Genomic DNA, 15,545 nt, shown 5'->3' with positions numbered 1-15,545 from the left:
TTCTGATCCGCGTTGAACGGGGCACAAACCGACGAAAACGTCAGTTAAACGGCTGCAAACGCCAGAAAAGCGTGTTCACGACGAACCCCCTTCAAGTCGGTTCAACCATCGACCATCGAGTGCAAGCTATGAAACGAACGACGCTCATCGCTGCTTTGTTCGCAGTACTGATCATGGCGACCGGGTTCGCCGCCGCGGCACCCGGAAACGCACCCGTCGACGTCGACACGGGTGCGGATAGTACCGACGACCACGCGGAGAGCGAACCACAGCACGCGACCGACCACGACGATCGAAGCGAAACCGCTGCTACCGAACGTAACGAGAACGGTGCCGCTGCCGACGAGCGCAACGGGAACGGCGCCGCTACCGACGAACGCAACGGTCAGGGACCGAACGTCGATCTCCCAGCTCAGGTTCCCGACCACGTCTCCACGATCCACGATCGGATTTCGTCGTTCCTGAGCGGTGACCTCGAGACCTCGCTCGGCGACGCGATCAGCGAGGTGACGCCGGATGACGAGAACGCAGACGAGAGCGACGAGGCGGGTGACGTCAGCGAAGACGAGACTGACGACAAGCAGACTGCCGACGAGCAGACTGCCGACGAGCAGACTGACGACGAACAGACTGACGACGAACAGACCGACGACGAACAGACCGAGTCGGACGACACGCAGTCCGATGCCTAACTGACACGCCATGCCAACACCAGCGCCGCCGTCGCTCGGCATCGAAGACCGGCTGCTGGCGTTCTCCGTGAGCCTGCTGGTCGGCGGTGTAGCCCTCCACGTCGGCACACACGTCGTTGCGGACGCTCGAGACTACGCCCACGCGGTGCTGACCGCGCTGCTCGGTGCAGTTGTCTGGGCCGTCCTCGAGTCGGTGCCACTGCTCGGCGGGCTGCTGGCATTGATCGCGTGGGTCGCAATCGTCAGGTGGCGCTACCGGCTCGGCTGGCTGCGCTCCGCCGGCGTCGGCGTCGTCGCCTGGACGGCTGCCGTTGTCGTCCTCGCGGCCCTCGAGTTGGTCGGCATCGGCTCGGTCTCGGCACTCGGCGTGCCGGGGGCCTGAATTGCGCCCCCGCTGACGCTGCCCTCCACTGACGTCCCTCCCGCTGACGCTGCCCTCCACGGCATCATTTCTGTCGCCGTATCGTCCCGAAGTCTACCTTCGGACGATCCGTTTTCGAAGTCGCAACCGGTTGTCATCCGATCGGTTCGCAGCACACCCGGTGAGGCGGTTTTTCGGAAGGACAAACGGAATCAACGGTCGGAAAATCGGAGTAACTGTCTTCCGGGTATATCTATCGACAGTGGTTGTCTCCAGTCGCAATGAATCCAATCGATGCCGTCGGACGACGCGACTATCTCAAGCTAACGAGCGGCGTTGCCGCTGGCAGTACCGTCGGACTCAGTGGCTGTCTCGGTGGGAGCGGTGGCGATGAGGCCGAAACAGGGACGCTCGGCACGAAGGTTACTGATCAGCCCGGCGATATCGCCGATTTCGACTCCTGTGTGGTGACGATCCAGGGAATCTGGGTCAAACCGCACAACGAGGAGGAAGGCGACGAGGACGATAGCGCTGGCGATGAGGAGAACAGTACCGAAACCGACAACGACACCGCCGGGGACGAAGCGGACGTCGACGAGAGCGAGGGTAGGGAGTACTACGAATTCGACGAGCCACAGGAGGCGGACCTCGTCGACCTGCAGGGCGACAACACGCAACTGATCGACGAGCGTGAACTGACTGCCCAGGAGTACGAGTTCCTCCAGCTCGATGTCTCCGACGTTGCAGGCAAGCTGAAAGGGGGCGGCGACGCGGAGGTGTCAACGCCCGGAAACGCGCCGTTGCAGTTCACCGAGCGCTTTGAGATTCGACCGGACCAGCGGACCACCTTCGTCGGTGACTTTACACCCGTTCGCCGGGGACAGCAGGATAGTTATCTCCTGCAGCCGGTCGCCCAGGGAACGCGAGTCGTCTATGAGGACGAGGAGGACGAGGCCAACGAGACCACCGAAACCAGCAACGATACCAACGGGTCCGAGACCGATGCGTGATCACCGTGTCTCTCCGGACGTGCGCACGTCAGGACCGACTCGGCAGCGATACCCGAGCTATATCCGTTCTAACGGAGAATAGGTAACGATGGTACCACTCATCGGCCCGCTCGTCGCATTCCTCGTTGCCCTCCTCGTCGGTGGGCTGGCGATCTTCATCAGTGCGAGGGTCGTCGTCGACGTCGACAACTATTCACACGCGCTCGTCACGGCCCTCCTTGGCGCGATCACGTGGGCGCTCACGTCGTGGGTTCCGCTGCTTGGCCCGATACTGGCACTGATCGCTTGGATCTGGGTCATCAACTGGCGGTACCCCGGCGGTTGGGGGACGGCCGCGGTAATCGGGCTCGTCGCCTGGCTCGCCGCGCTCGTCATCCTATTCGTGCTCAACGCCGTCTTCCGGCTCGGCGTCGGCGCGTTCGGCGTCCCTGGCGTATAGCGGTTCCCGGGACGCTGAAACCGTTCGATATTCGGGACAAACCGGCTCAAATCGGAGCCACGAACTGACCAGTTGATTGTGGTGACCGTCCGTCGTCCGATCGTGATGCAACGACGAACGCTACTTACGATCGCGATCGGACTCACACTCCTCGTCGGTCCGATGGGCACCGTGACGGCACAGCCAGCCGATGGCCCCCCGGACGACCTGCCGGAACCGGTCCCGGAGTTCGTCTCCGAGATCCTCGAGTCGATTTCCGACTTCGTAGGCGGGACGCTCGAGTCACTCGGCGAGGCCGTTCGAACCCTCACTCCCGGCGGTGACGCGGTCGAGCCGAACGGTGATAGATAGTGAATTAAAATTGACTAGTTTTATACCAACTTCGGCGTATGGGGCCGAAACAGTACGAGAAAGTCGGTTCTATGAATTTCGTATGCTTTAAGCGATGTGGCAAGTACCGACTCGTATGAACGGTCGCGTCGGCGTGACGGTCGTGGTCGTCGCGGTACTCCTCGCCGGAGCGGGGCCGGTTGCCGCCGCTACAGGAGCGACTGATTCCGGACAGGCCCGCTCGAGTCCGTTTGCACTCCAGCAGGATGGGATCGACGCGGACGAGGTCCAGATGGACGTCGCGCTCCAGCCGAACGGTACTGCCGAATGGACCCTCGAGTTCTGGGTCCGACTGGACGACAACGAGAGCACGACGGCGTTCGAATCGTTGCAAGACGACATCCGGGACGATCCGGAGAGCCACACCCAGACCTTTGCTGCGCGGATGAACAACACCGTTGCCACGGCGAGCGACGCCACGGGACGCGAGATGTCCGCCGATGGGTTCGCCGTCGAGACCGAGCGCCAGTCGTTCGCTCGCGAGTACGGCGTCGTCAGGTATACGTTCCGCTGGCACGGGTTCGCCGCCGTGGAGGGCAACGAACTCCGAGCGGGCGACGCCATCGAAGGGATCTACCTGGACGAGGGCACGCGACTACTGGTCGGGTGGCCCGAGGACTACGAGCGAACGTCGGTGACACCCGATCCGGACGACGACCGCGAGCACGCGGTGAGCTGGCGCGGCGGCGAGACCGACTTCGTTTCGGGAGAGCCACGCGTCGTCGTCACTGCTGGAGGGAGCGGCCTCAGCACGACGACGGTTGCAGGCATCGCGGTCGCCGCAATCGGACTCGGCGCTGCCGGTGTGTGGTGGTACCGCAATCGGGCATCGACGGCGGGACGGACAGCCGACGGAGACGGAGATTTCGATTGTGAATCCGACGCCGGTTCTGCATCTGGCTCCGCGACAGCATCGGCGGAGGCGACCGACGAATCGGCAGGCTCGAGTGCGACCGGCACACCCGATATGGATCTGTTGAGTAACGAAGAGCAGGTTCTCCGACTCGTCAGGGACAATGGTGGCCGGATGAAACAGCAGGCGGTCGTCGAGGAACTCGGCTGGACCGACGCGAAGACCAGCAAGGTGGTCAGTGGCTTACGCGAGGAGGGGGAACTCGAGTCGTTCCGCCTCGGTCGCGAGAACGTGCTCTCGTTGCCCGACGCGGACGACCCCATGGCGGACTCTCACAGTGACAGCGCAGAATGACACGAATACGCCACGCGAACCGACCGCCGAGTACGACACGGCGATATCCGACGAAATCGACAGCCGGCACCGGATCGAAAACGGCGTTGAACGGCGTTAACCGTCGTTGAATCCACGTCATCGTCTCGAGTGTATATCACCACGCGAATACAACCAACGAGCAATGAACCGAACCACCGCGATCACACTGACAGCGATCCTCGCCGTTGCGATGGTCGCAGTTCCCATCGCTGCGGCAGGTGTCGTCTCGAGTGGGGCTGTACAGGACGCTCCCGACGGGGACGGCGGGAACGAATCGATCAAGCCCGGCGAACAGTTCAGCGCCGCCGTCGGCGTTCAGAACGTCGAGATCAATGGTGACGTGTCGGAACGGGCGTTCGGCGCTAAGATCGCTAACGCCGAGACGAACGAGACGAAAGCGGCTGTCGTCGACCAGGGTTTCACGGAGAGTCAGACTCGTCTCGAGGAACTCGAGGCCAGACTCGAGCGGTTGAACGAGTCCCGTGAGGCCGGTGACATAAGCGAGGGTCGCTATCGCGCCGAAGTCGCAACGACCGTCGCCGAGCTGCGAACCGTCGAACGGCAGGTTGCAGCCGTCGAGACGACGGCAGCCGAGTTACCTCCCGAGGCGCTCGACGAACGCGGCGTCGATGTCGAATCGATCCAAACGCTGCGTGATCGGGCGGACGAACTCGGAGGGTCAGACACCGCGTCGGTCGCGCGCTCGATCGCCGGCAACCACGTTGGCCAGCCGATCGGTGACGGTCGAGAGACGCGTGGACCTCCCGAACAGGGCCCCAACGAGCGCACGGATAGTCGGAACGGGACTACCGGCCCATCGAGCGAGGACTGATACCGCTGTTCGTCTCACGAGCGTGACCGCACTCCTGTTTTTTGATTCCTGATACCGTAGTTCGGTGGGATGGTCGATGCGTATGCGATGCTCGATACCGCGGCTGGAACCGCCGACGACGTATGTCAGTCACTGCACGATACAGAGGGTATCGTCGAGGTCCACACCATCGCAGGCGACTTCGACGTTATCGTCGAGTTGACTGGCGATGACCCCCGCGACCTCCTCGAGACGGTCACGGACACGATTCGCCCGCTCGAGGGCGTCGGGACGACGCGAACGTACGTCTGTATCGATTGAGACTGTCGTCCGCGGGTTTACATACGAAGCCGCGGCCAGCCCGCCCATGATCGACGATGCGATCCGCGTTCTCGCGGGTGACTGTACCGTCATCGCCGAGGGTGACGACCGTCAGGAGTATCGTGGTCGGGTGACGACGATCGTCAAGCCCGACAACACCGTTCTCGTCCATGACATCGATGGCTACCAGCCCGTCGCGTGGCTGACCCGTGCCGATAGCGTCTCGAGCGATCGCCGCGACGGCTTCACGCTCGTCGCCAAGAAGGATACCCAGACGCTGCGGATCGCTGCCCACGACCAGGACGGCTTTGCTCACTACCCGTCGTCGGCAGCCGGCACGCCCGTTGGGACGTGCCCAGACTGTGGCGGTGCGCTCGTGCGCTCGAACGACGTCCACTGCGTGGGCTGTGGCGACCGGTATGGCGTGCCCGCCGATGCGACGATCCGCGACGACCAGTGTGATTGTGACTGTGGGCTCCCCAAGATGCGCGTCGAGCGCGGCTTGGCCTTTAACGTCTGTCTCGACCGGAACTGTGAATCCCTCGACGCGGCGGTCCGGGAGGCGTTCGACCGCGAGTGGTCGTGTCCGGAACCCGATTGTGACGGCGACCTCCGGATCCTCCGGCGCGGCGGTCTCATCGCCGGTTGTGAGCACTATCCCGAGTGTGACACAGGCTTTGCCGTCCCCGCGGGCGTCGTCGACGGCGAGTGTGGCTGTGGCCTCCCCACCTTCGAGACCGCAAGCGGCATCCGGTGTCTCGACGCGACCTGTGAGCGCGCGCTCGAGGGGACGGTCACGGCCGAGTCCGCGGCTGACGACTGATCACCAGTCGATACCGGACCAGCCACCGCGCGATAGCCGCCTGACCAGCCGCCATTGCGGTGGGTGGGACTGAAAGGGGCTTGCGCCCTCGGCGAACCCGGACGATGTAAGCACCGACGCGACCGACGGGAGCGAGGCGCGCAGCGAGTCCCGGGAGTCGAGGGCGCAAGGGGCTTTCGAGGTAGTTGCATTTGGCGATCCAACCCAAACCGGATCACGACTGACAAACGGGAATCGATCCGCAGCCCCTTAGTCGCGGCCGCCCAACACCCGCTATGACACTCGAGGGGCGGTTCGACGACGGCGTCGTCCATGTTGGCGGCGACGCACGCCAGCGGTATCACGACTCGCGGGGGTATGGCTATCCACTCGAGGGCAACGAGATCGCCCTCGCACCCGTCGAGGCAGCCCACTTGCTGTATCGAGGGGACCTCGAGGCGGTGGTCGACGAACGCGGCGAGCGACTCTCCTTTCGGGAGTTCGTCGCACGCGAGCCCGGCGAGAACTTCGACGTGCGGTTTCTGGTCTATGCGGACCTGCGCTCGCGCGGCTTCTATCTCTCGCCGGCCGCCGAACCCTGGGTTCCGAACCCACCCGGCGGCGCGGCCGACTTCGCGGTCTTCCCGCGTGGGAAAGGGCCTCGAGACGGTGAGATCGAGTACGCTCTGCGGGTCATCGGCGAGCGAACGGACGTTCCCGCCAGCGAGCTTCAGGAAGGCGTCTTAGCGGTCGTCGACGAAGAGAGTGAGATTACCTATTTCGAGGTCGATCGTCGCGATCCAACCGGGACCTCCGGCACCGACGCGACGTTGCCCGACAACTGTGGGGCCGACCTGCTGGCCGATCGGGTCGTCGTCTGGGAGCCCCCCTTGGACCTCTACGAGCGAACGTTCTACGGCCAACCGCTCGAGGGCCGGGAGTACGACGAGCCGACGTTGCAGTGTTCGCTGCTCGAGGCGGCGTATCTGGCCGAACGGGGTGCGATCGACCTTGATCCCGCGACGGTTCGCGAACGAGGCCGCGAGGTCGAAGGCGAGCGGTTCGACCGGCGGCTGACGGTTTACACCGAACTCCGAGAGCGCGACGTCGTTCCCAAGACGGGCTACAAGTTCGGCGCTGACTTTCGAACCTACGCCGACGTCGAGTCCGTCGAAAACCTGGGTCATTCCGAGTTACTCGTGCGGGTCCATCCGGCCGAGTACGTCTTCGAGCCGCGTGATCTGGCACTGGACGTGCGACTCGCCCACGGCGTCCGGAAGACGATGGTGTTCGCGCTGGTCGACGATGACGCCGATCGCAGCGACGGAATCGAGTGGTGGTCGCTCGAGCGACTGACGCCCTAATACTGTCGGCTGGCTGTCAGTAGCGAGTGTCTGGCCCGACCGCGTCTCGAGTGCGACCAGTGTGCGAACCGTGGCGTCCGACAGTATGAAAGCCCCGACGGACGAGGATCGCACCATGCAACTCGAGGTACTCGGCGTCGGCGGCGCGGGCTGTCGGATCGCTGATTCGATCCGTGCGGCGGAGCCGGCAGAACACTCGTTTCTCACCGACGTCACGGTTTTCGACACCGACGAAGCGGCCCTGAACCGAACCGTCATTCCCGAGTCACACTGTGTCCAGTACGGCCTACCCGACAGCGACGGGGGCCTCGAAGGCGACCTCGAGCGAGGCCTGACGCTCGGCCGAGAGTACGCTGACGAGCTTCTCGAGCGGCGCGATCGAGATCACCCGACGGCCGACGCGATTCTCGTTGCGGTCGGCCTCGGCGGGGCGACCGGCGGCGGAACGGCCCCCGCACTCGTCGCGACACTCCAACAGCGCTCCGACGTGCCGGTCTACGTCCTCGCGACGTTGCCGGCCGACCGCGAGTTCGACGCAACGGCCGACACGTCGGGGTCGGGCCCGGGACGCCACACACGCGATCCGACCGCCGAGACACCACCACGACCGAACGCAGCGACGAACGCGATCGCCACCCTCGAGCGACTCGATGGGGTCGCAAGCGCCATCATCTGTTTCGACAACGAGGCGTGGCTCCACCCCGTCGAATCGCTTGCTGACGCTCGCGACCGCTGTAACCGCGAACTGGCGACGCGAGTCGAGGCCGTCTTTGCTGCCGGCGAGCGATCGGATGGCGCGGTCGCCCAGACCGTCATCGACGCGAGCGACGTTCGGCGGATCGTCGGCGACCAGTCGGCCATCGTCACGCTCGGCTACGACGACTTGGCTGTCGAAACGGGCGGGTCGCGCTTTGGTCTCGGACTCTTCCCGTCGCGGCCCGATGTCGAGACGAGCGAGGCGGTCAGCGCCATCGAGACCGTGATCCGAAAGGGGATCCGCGGCAAGCTCACCCTCGAGTGTGACCTCGAAACGGCCGCACGCGGCCTGCTGGTCGTCGGCGGGCCGCCGGCGTGGCTCAACCGTCAGGCGATCGCCGAGGGTCGACAAACCCTCGAGTCGACACTCGATGGGGCGGGCGTCCTCGGCGGTGACGCACCACGACCCGACGGCGAGTCCGTCTTCGCGGGGGTTGTCCTCGCTGGCGTCGAGTCGGACCGGCTCGCGGCGTTGCGGGCGGTCGCCGAGCGGCCGCCCGAGCCGTAAGTCCGCGCCGCACCGTCAGGGCCGAAGCCGAAGGCTTTTGCGCGCTGCCGAGCCAAACCCGGGTAATGACCGGAGACGACCCACTCGAGGAGTCCGAGTCAGGGGAACCGCTGACTGACGGAGGGGCTGCAGGTGCCGACGACGTTGCGCTTGATCCCTGGGGGTCCTCGAGCGTCTCCGACTACCGCAAACTGTTCGAGGAGTTCGGGATCGAGGAGTTCGACGAGGTCTTAGAGCACGTTCCAAACCCGCACTACCTGATGCGACGGGGCGTCATCTTCGGCCACCGTGACTATCGCCCGGTCGCCGAGGCGCTGCAAAACGACGAGCCTGCTGCCGTCCTTTCGGGCTTTATGCCGACCGGCGATCCTCACATCGGCCACAAGCTGGTCTTCGACGAGATCATCTGGCATCAGCAACAGGGGGCCGACGCCTACGCTTTGATCGCCGACCTCGAGGCCAACTCCGCTCGTGGGATGAGTTGGGAGGAGATCGACGAGCACGCACGCGATTACTTGCTCTCCTTGCTCGCGCTCGGCTTCGACCCCGAGGAGGGAACGCTCTATCGCCAGTCGGAAAACCGTGAACTGCAGGACCTGGCGTTCGAACTCGGTGCGGAGGCAAATTTCTCGGAGTTGCAGGCGATCTACGGCTTCGACGGCGAAACTGACGTCTCGCACATGCAATCGGTCGTCACCCAGATGGCAGACATCCTCTATCCGCAACTCGAGGAACCAAAACCCACGGTCATCCCCGTCGGGCCCGACCAGGACCCCCACGTCCGACTGGCCCGCGACCTGGCCGAGCGGATGCGCTTTTTCAAGGTGAGCGAGGCCTACGCCAGCTTCGAACTCGAACCTGACGAACGGGACCTGGTCGCCGACTTCTACGAGCGCCTCGAGCCCGCCGAGTTCGACGACGACACGCTCCGGTGTGTCCACGTCGCCGAAGCGGTAGAGGAGACGCCGCTGTCGGACCTCGAGGCCGACGCCGACACGCTGAGTTCGGTCCTGACGAAGCTGAACGAGGCCGGCATGGAACCGATCCGGCCACGAACTCGCTTTTCCGACCGGCGGGCGACCGACGAGGCGTTCGACGCGCTGATCGACGCCATCGACGGCGAAAAGCGGGTCTACGAGAACCACGTCGATGTCTTCGATCTCGACCTCGCCGAGGCCGAGGAACTCGCCCGCCAGATCGAAGTCGACACCGGTGGCTACGGTTTCCAGCCACCGTCGTCGATCTACCACCGCTTCATGACTGGCCTGACTGGCGGCAAAATGTCCTCTTCGATTCCGGCCTCTCACATCTCGTTGCTCGACGATCCCGAGGACGGTTACAACAAGGTGAAGGCGGCGACGACCGGCGGCCGCGAAACCGCCGAAGAACAACGCGAAAAAGGCGGCAAGGCCGACGAGTGTCCCGTCTACGAACTCTACGCCTACCTGCTGTCGGGCGACGACGACGAGTTCGCCAAACGCGTCTACGACGAGTGTGTCGGCGGCGAGCGCCTCTGTGGCGACTGCAAGGAACAGGCGGCGCAGTTGATGCGGGAGTTCCTCGAGGAACACCAGGAGAAACGCGCCGAAGTCGAGGAGTTGCTCGAGGACGTCGACATCGAACTCGAGTCGCCACGGCGTCGCTAGCAGGGCGATCCACACGCGGTTTCCGTCCGGTCGTGACACCGCCCGACGTGCGTGTGACCGAGTTTCGGGCGCGAACCGGGCCGGGACTTGATGTCTGACGAAGCTATATACGGTTGTTCGTGAAACGAAGCAGTACTGATGGGTCGGTCCCTCCGCCCGTCGGACGACGACCTCTTGGTCTCCGCTGACGTTCTCGGTGCGTTCGGCGTCACACCGGCGGACCTCGAGCACGCACCGGCCAGCGATAGCTCTCTCGAGGCGGCACTTGCCGACACGCTCGCGGCGGGTGTCGACCGAACGACGGTGTTGCGCCGGACTATCACCCGAAGCAACCGCGGGCTCGCCTGCCCGGCCCGGTACGCAGCAGCCGACCTCGAGTCGGAACTCGTCGCCGTCTTCGAGGCCATCGGCTGGTCGCTGTCCGTCTCTCACACGCGTGACGGGCTTGACATCACTGCGGCCGATCACCACGATCGACGGCGTGAGACGATCGTTACGTATCCCGACACCCCACTTGGAACCGACAACCTCCCGGCCGTCCTGTGGGCGATCAACGACGCCGTCCTCGACGGAACCGACGCACGGTTCGTCCTTCTTTCGGCCGGTATCGACCGCTGGCGGGCCGCCCTCATCGACGAAACCGAACTCGAGCGACTTCGCGATCGCTACGGCCCGCGAATCGACGCCGTCGAGCAGCCGCTGTGTCCCGAATATGGGCTCGCGGCGTACGTGTCCGATGCGACGGCCGACGACGTGATCGGAGCGGCAAACGGCGAGCCGTGGCCGCCGTGGGCGCTCGAGCGGGACACTCGTGGGAGAGACACGGACACTCGAAGCGAGGACGAAGGTGTCGACTCGCTCATCGACGAAGCGGAGCCGTCGACGGAGTCGGACGCGGTGTCGGTGTCCGACGGCTCGAGTACCATCGACGGCTTCGAGTTGCGAGGGACACCCGCACGCTCGCGAACTCGAGACGACGCTGACGACAGATCGACAGCCGACCCCACACCGACGTGGTCTACGGACGCGAGTCGGAACAGTCGATCGACGGCCACCGACGATTTCGGCACGCTCTCGGGGCCCAGCCAGACGACACGTGTCACGAACGACTCGTTCGGGACGGATGTCGACTGCGGATCCGACGACGACCGATATCGTGCGCTCGGGGCCGCGCTCGACGCCGGTGGGACCGTCTCGGTGCGAGGACTGCTCGAGGACGACGACTTCCTGCCCGAACTGCCAGCCACCGAATCCGAGGCGGTCCGCATCGAGTTTACCGAGGAGTTCGACCCCGCAGCAATCCCTGAAGCGACGGCGACTGCCGAGGAGGAAGGGTTCGAATGGGTCGATTCGGGCTCGCTCGAGACGACGCGCGTGCCGAACGGGTGACGATCCGTGAGTGGCCACGGCCGGCAGCTGGACTCGAGTGGTGTGCTGACGCCCATCACAACGTTTTTAGCCCGCTCGCGAATCAGCCTAAATATGGCACTCGAATCCCGCGAACGGCGTACGTGTTCCGGTGTCCTGTCGAGGAGACAGGGCTCGGAACGCGAACGGCGTACGTGTTCCGGTGTCGGCGAGCAGCCACCGCGACGACACACGGGATTCGACTTCTTCTTTGCCCGGTGAGCCGGGCCGGTGGATCCGCGTGTGTCCATACCGGACGCGTGCGGCGAAACCGACCGTTCGACGCCGCTGCCGGGGTCGTCCCGGGGCAGTATCGGAACCGCTAACTGACCGACACGCAGCCATCCAAACAAGCGAATGCAACTTCCAGCACAACAGGTCGCGGTCTTAGAGACCGCAAGTGCGGACGAGGCAACGTCCGTCGACGCCCTCGCCGCGGCGACCGAGCTCCCCCCCGAAACCGTCACCGGGGCCGTCTTCGAACTCGAGGACGAGGGACTGGTCGCCGTCAGCGAACGCGTCGACGAAACGGTCGCGCTCACCGACGAGGGACGCGAGTACGCCGAGGCAGAGCTCCCCGAAATTAGTCTCTACGAGGCTGCCCTCGAGGCCGGTGCCGACGCCGATCCCGTCTCGATGGGACAGGTCATTGGCGCATCGGGCCTCGAGGGTAGCGCAGTCGACATTGCGCTCTCGAACTACGCGCGCAAGGGTTACGGCGTCATCGACAGCGGCGAGATCACGGCCGATCCCGACGCCGATCCGGCGGCCGACACAGAGGCGAACGCGCTCGCGGCACTCGCTGACGTCGACGATGCGCCGGTCGACAGCGTCGATATTGATGCGGACACGCTCGATCAACTCGAGCGTCGCGGCCTGCTCGAGCGAACGGAGTCGACGGTCCGTGAGGTAACGCTGACCGAACTCGCCGTCACGGAGCTGATGGCGGGGATCGAGACCGCCGAGACGGTCGGCCAGGTCACCCCCGAACTCCTGACCAGCGGCGAGTGGGAAGACGTCGAGTTCGCCGAGTACAACGTCGAAGCCGACGCCGAACGGTTCGAGGGCGGCAAGGTCCACATCCTGCGTCAGACCGCCGAACGCGTCAAGGACGTTCTCGTGGGGATGGGATTCCAGGAGATGGAAGGCCCCCACGTCGACGCGGACTTCTGGATCAACGACTGCCTGTTCATGCCCCAGGACCACCCGGCACGGACTCACTGGGACCGGTTCGCCCTGGAGCAGCCGACCCACATCGACGAGCTCCCCGAAGACCTCGTCGACCGCGTCGAGCGCGCCCACAAGGAAGGCGTCGGCCCGGACGGCGAGGGCTATCACTCGCCGTGGGACGAGGACTTCGCACGGGCGCTCGCCCTGCGCGGGCACACCACCTCGCTGTCGACCCGGTATCTCTCCGGCGAGGAGATCGGCGACCTCGAGCCGCCACAGCGGTATTTCAGCGTCGAGAAAGTGTATCGGAACGATACGCTCGATCCGACCCACCTGCTGGAGTTCTTCCAGATCGAGGGCTGGGTGATGGCCGAAGACCTCTCGGTGCGCGACCTGATGGGCACCTTCGAGGAGTTCTACTCCCAGTTCGGCATCACGGACATCCAGTTCAAGCCCCACTACAACCCCTACACGGAGCCGAGCTTCGAACTGTTCGGCACCCACCCGACGACCGGCGAGCTCGTCGAGATCGGCAACTCGGGCATTTTCCGCGAGGAAATGCTCGAGCCGCTTGGCGTCGAGTGTGACGTGATGGCGTGGGGACTCGCACTCGAGCGACTGCTCATGCTGATGTACGGCTTCGAGGACATCCGGGACATCCACGGGACGCTGTGTGACCTGGAACTGCTGCGCGAGACGGAGGTGACCTACTGATGCCCACGGTCGATATCGACCCCGACGAACTGCGCGACCTGACCGGCCACGAGGAGAAAGGCGACGAGGAACTGAAAGAGGACCTGTTCGGCCTCGGGCTCGAGTTCGAGGGCCGCACCGAGGAGGGGGCGTTCGAGCTCGAGTTCGCACCCGACCGGCTCGACCGACTCTCCGTCGAAGGCGTCGCCCGCTCGATGCGCTACCAGTATGGCGACGCGCGGGGGATTCACGTTCCCTCGCCGAACTCGGCGGACTGGACCATTGAAGTGGACGAGTCGGTCCCTGACGAGCGCCCCTACGTCACCGGCGCGGTAATCCGCGACGTGGATCTCGACGAGGAGGCCCTCGAGTCGCTCATCCAACTGCAGGAGAAACTCCACGCGACGATGGGGCGCAAGCGCGCGAAAGGCGCGATCGGGATCCACGATCTGACCATGCTCAAGGGGAGCCCCGCGACGGAGGGCAACCCGACGATCAAGTACGTCGGCGTCGAACCCGACGAGGACCAGTTCGTTCCCCTCGATTCCGACGCGGAGATGACGCCAGCGGAGGTGCTCGAGCACCACCAGACGGGCCAGACCTACGCCGATCTCGTCAGCGAGTACGAACGCTACCCCGCGATCTACGACGACATCGGGCTGTTCTCGTTCCCGCCGGTGATCAACGGCCGCCGGACCGAGGTCTCGACGGACTCGCGGGACCTGTTCGTCGAGATGACCGGCACCGACCAGTGGACGATCGACAAGATGCTCAACATCGTCTGCTACGCGCTTGCGGCACGCGGGGCCACGCTCGAGGAGGTGACTGTCGAATACCCTGATCACGAGATCGTCCGCCCCGACCTCTCGACGAAGACGAAGACGGTCGCCCACGACCGCATCGAGACCATCCTCGGGATCGGGTTCGACCCCGACGAGGTAATCGATCTCGCCGAACGGTCGGGACTCGAGGCGGAAAAAGAGGAGAACGAGGACGGCGAGCTGGTCTACGAGGTGACGATTCCGCCCTACCGGGTTGACGTCCTTCATCCGCTGGACATCATCGACGATCTCGGGCGCGCCTACGGCTTCAACGACCTCGAGCCCCGCTACCCTGACGTGGGAACCGTCGGCGGCCGTCACGAACGCTCCCGGCTCGAGCGCGCGGTTCGCGAGTCACTCGTCGGGCTGGGCTTCGAGGACCTCCTGAACTTCCACATGATCAGCGAGGCGGAGAACTACGACCGACTCGATATCGAGCCGGGCGCAGACGTCTACGGCGCTGGCGAGTCCGCGACCATCAAAGGGCCCTACAGCGAGGACTTCACGATGCTGCGGACGTGGGTCATGCCCTCGCTGTTGATGGTCTTAGAGCGCAACACCCACCGCGCGTACCCGCAGGATCTCGCCGAGATCGGCTTCGCGGCCGAGGTCGACGAGGACGAAAACACCGGCGTCACGGAAGGTCGCCGCGTCGGGGCCGTCCTCGCTAGCCACGATGCTGGCTACGAAGACGCCAAGGCACGGCTCCAGGCGCTCGCGCGCAACTTCGATGTCGACCTCGAGACGCCGCCGACTGATCACCCAACCTTTATTTCGGGTCGAACCGCTGCTGTCGTCATCGATGGCGAAGAAGTCGGCGTGATCGGCGAAGTGCATCCGAAGGTACTCGTCGAACACGACCTCGAGGTGCCGGTCTCAGCCTTCGAGTTCGACCTCGAGGCGCTGCGCTGAGGAGAAGCAGTTTTTCTCTAGTCCGGCGTTGCCGTGTCGGTGCGGTTCAGTGTGTTGTACCGCGAGCGAACGGAGTGAGCGAGCGGCTCTTTTTGGTCCAGATTTTTGCGCCCAGCGCGGGACCGTAGTGATTCGGGAAAGTTATTGAGCAGAAGTATCTCTTTAGTGTAGTGACTGGCCGAGAGAAGAAAATTGTGCGACACCTGAGTGAAGA

17 protein-coding genes are annotated in these 15,545 nt (G+C 64.6%); 16 read left to right on the top strand and 1 reads right to left on the bottom strand.

What is annotated here, in order from left to right; genetic code table 11:
- Positions 1–128: 128 nt before the first annotated feature.
- The 16 genes from C476_RS11840 to pheT all read left to right on the top strand — a co-directional run bounded on the left by C476_RS11840 (position 129) and on the right by pheT (position 15,331).
- Positions 129–692 carry a hypothetical protein gene (locus tag C476_RS11840; RefSeq protein WP_008013221.1) on the top strand — a complete coding sequence of 188 codons (564 nt, stop codon included), beginning with the start codon at positions 129–131 and terminating at the stop codon, positions 690–692.
- 10 nt (positions 693–702) lie between these two features.
- The gene (locus tag C476_RS11835; protein WP_008013220.1) at positions 703–1,074 is read left to right on the top strand and encodes a hypothetical protein; all 372 of its coding nucleotides are present in this window, start codon (positions 703–705) and stop codon (positions 1,072–1,074) included.
- A gap of 260 nt (positions 1,075–1,334) precedes the next feature.
- Positions 1,335–2,063 carry a DUF4382 domain-containing protein gene (locus C476_RS11830; RefSeq protein ID WP_008013218.1) on the top strand — a complete coding sequence of 243 codons (729 nt, stop codon included), beginning with the start codon at positions 1,335–1,337 and terminating at the stop codon, positions 2,061–2,063.
- Positions 2,064–2,151: 88 nt separating this feature from the next.
- Entirely contained in the window at positions 2,152–2,502 is a 351-nt protein-coding gene (locus C476_RS11825) for a hypothetical protein (RefSeq protein ID WP_008013216.1), read from the top strand.
- Between the two features lie 105 nt (positions 2,503–2,607).
- Entirely contained in the window at positions 2,608–2,853 is a 246-nt protein-coding gene (locus C476_RS11820) for a hypothetical protein (protein ID WP_008013214.1), read from the top strand.
- 115 nt (positions 2,854–2,968) lie between these two features.
- On the top strand, positions 2,969–4,099 hold the full coding sequence (locus C476_RS11815; RefSeq protein ID WP_008013212.1) for a helix-turn-helix transcriptional regulator: 1,131 nt from the start codon (positions 2,969–2,971) through the stop codon (positions 4,097–4,099).
- 163 nt (positions 4,100–4,262) lie between these two features.
- Positions 4,263–4,952 (top strand): DUF7096 domain-containing protein, encoded by a 690-nt coding sequence (locus tag C476_RS11810; RefSeq protein ID WP_008013210.1) that lies wholly within the window; start codon positions 4,263–4,265, stop codon positions 4,950–4,952.
- Between the two features lie 69 nt (positions 4,953–5,021).
- The gene (locus C476_RS11805; RefSeq protein ID WP_008013207.1) at positions 5,022–5,252 is read left to right on the top strand and encodes an Lrp/AsnC family transcriptional regulator; all 231 of its coding nucleotides are present in this window, start codon (positions 5,022–5,024) and stop codon (positions 5,250–5,252) included.
- Positions 5,253–5,298: 46 nt separating this feature from the next.
- Positions 5,299–6,075 (top strand): endonuclease NucS domain-containing protein, encoded by a 777-nt coding sequence (locus tag C476_RS11800; protein ID WP_008013205.1) that lies wholly within the window; start codon positions 5,299–5,301, stop codon positions 6,073–6,075.
- 275 nt (positions 6,076–6,350) lie between these two features.
- Positions 6,351–7,418, top strand: a complete 1,068-nt coding sequence (gene endA / locus C476_RS11795; RefSeq protein WP_008013204.1) for a tRNA-intron lyase — start codon at positions 6,351–6,353, stop codon at positions 7,416–7,418.
- Between the two features lie 115 nt (positions 7,419–7,533).
- A complete protein-coding gene (locus C476_RS11790) occupies positions 7,534–8,682 on the top strand; it encodes an FtsZ/tubulin family protein (RefSeq protein WP_049911797.1) in 1,149 nt (382 codons plus the stop codon).
- A gap of 65 nt (positions 8,683–8,747) precedes the next feature.
- Positions 8,748–10,328: a tryptophan--tRNA ligase gene (locus C476_RS11785; protein ID WP_008013199.1), complete on the top strand. Its 1,581-nt coding sequence runs from the start codon at positions 8,748–8,750 to the stop codon at positions 10,326–10,328.
- A 138-nt stretch (positions 10,329–10,466) separates the two neighbouring features.
- Positions 10,467–11,717, top strand: coding sequence for a hypothetical protein (locus C476_RS11780; RefSeq protein WP_008013197.1), 1,251 nt, complete (start codon positions 10,467–10,469; stop codon positions 11,715–11,717).
- A 93-nt stretch (positions 11,718–11,810) separates the two neighbouring features.
- Complete coding sequence (locus C476_RS18725; protein ID WP_160162899.1) at positions 11,811–11,957, top strand: hypothetical protein; 147 nt, start codon at positions 11,811–11,813, stop codon at positions 11,955–11,957.
- 135 nt (positions 11,958–12,092) lie between these two features.
- A complete protein-coding gene (pheS, locus tag C476_RS11770) occupies positions 12,093–13,619 on the top strand; it encodes a phenylalanine--tRNA ligase subunit alpha (protein WP_008013193.1) in 1,527 nt (508 codons plus the stop codon).
- Complete coding sequence (gene pheT, locus C476_RS11765; RefSeq protein ID WP_008013190.1) at positions 13,619–15,331, top strand: phenylalanine--tRNA ligase subunit beta; 1,713 nt, start codon at positions 13,619–13,621, stop codon at positions 15,329–15,331. The genes pheS and pheT overlap by 1 nt, the downstream gene beginning before the upstream one ends.
- A 17-nt stretch (positions 15,332–15,348) precedes the next feature.
- Here pheT and C476_RS19205 read toward each other — a convergent pair.
- The coding region (locus C476_RS19205) for a hypothetical protein (protein ID WP_206536888.1) at positions 15,349–15,545 on the bottom strand (197 nt) is incomplete at its 5' end.

This window comes from Natrinema limicola JCM 13563 (assembly GCF_000337475.1).
GTDB classification, from domain to species: domain Archaea; phylum Halobacteriota; class Halobacteria; order Halobacteriales; family Natrialbaceae; genus Natrinema; species Natrinema limicola.
Note: the sequence above shows the minus strand (reverse complement) of the source record. Positions and strands in the feature narration are given on the sequence as shown.

Coding starts and splice junctions, on each gene's coding strand:
- C476_RS11815 (WP_008013212.1), top strand. CDS start 2,969: ATGAACGGTCGCGTCGGCGTGACGGTCGTGGTCGTCGCGGTACTCCTC.
- C476_RS11810 (WP_008013210.1), top strand. CDS start 4,263: ATGAACCGAACCACCGCGATCACACTGACAGCGATCCTCGCCGTTGCG.
- C476_RS11805 (WP_008013207.1), top strand. CDS start 5,022: ATGGTCGATGCGTATGCGATGCTCGATACCGCGGCTGGAACCGCCGAC.
- C476_RS11785 (WP_008013199.1), top strand. CDS start 8,748: ATGACCGGAGACGACCCACTCGAGGAGTCCGAGTCAGGGGAACCGCTG.
- pheT (WP_008013190.1), top strand. CDS start 13,619: ATGCCCACGGTCGATATCGACCCCGACGAACTGCGCGACCTGACCGGC.
- C476_RS11780 (WP_008013197.1), top strand. CDS start 10,467: ATGGGTCGGTCCCTCCGCCCGTCGGACGACGACCTCTTGGTCTCCGCT.
- C476_RS11835 (WP_008013220.1), top strand. CDS start 703: ATGCCAACACCAGCGCCGCCGTCGCTCGGCATCGAAGACCGGCTGCTG.
- C476_RS11800 (WP_008013205.1), top strand. CDS start 5,299: ATGATCGACGATGCGATCCGCGTTCTCGCGGGTGACTGTACCGTCATC.
- C476_RS11820 (WP_008013214.1), top strand. CDS start 2,608: ATGCAACGACGAACGCTACTTACGATCGCGATCGGACTCACACTCCTC.
- endA (WP_008013204.1), top strand. CDS start 6,351: ATGACACTCGAGGGGCGGTTCGACGACGGCGTCGTCCATGTTGGCGGC.
- pheS (WP_008013193.1), top strand. CDS start 12,093: ATGCAACTTCCAGCACAACAGGTCGCGGTCTTAGAGACCGCAAGTGCG.
- C476_RS11825 (WP_008013216.1), top strand. CDS start 2,152: ATGGTACCACTCATCGGCCCGCTCGTCGCATTCCTCGTTGCCCTCCTC.
- C476_RS18725 (WP_160162899.1), top strand. CDS start 11,811: ATGGCACTCGAATCCCGCGAACGGCGTACGTGTTCCGGTGTCCTGTCG.
- C476_RS11790 (WP_049911797.1), top strand. CDS start 7,534: ATGCAACTCGAGGTACTCGGCGTCGGCGGCGCGGGCTGTCGGATCGCT.
- C476_RS11830 (WP_008013218.1), top strand. CDS start 1,335: ATGAATCCAATCGATGCCGTCGGACGACGCGACTATCTCAAGCTAACG.
- C476_RS11840 (WP_008013221.1), top strand. CDS start 129: ATGAAACGAACGACGCTCATCGCTGCTTTGTTCGCAGTACTGATCATG.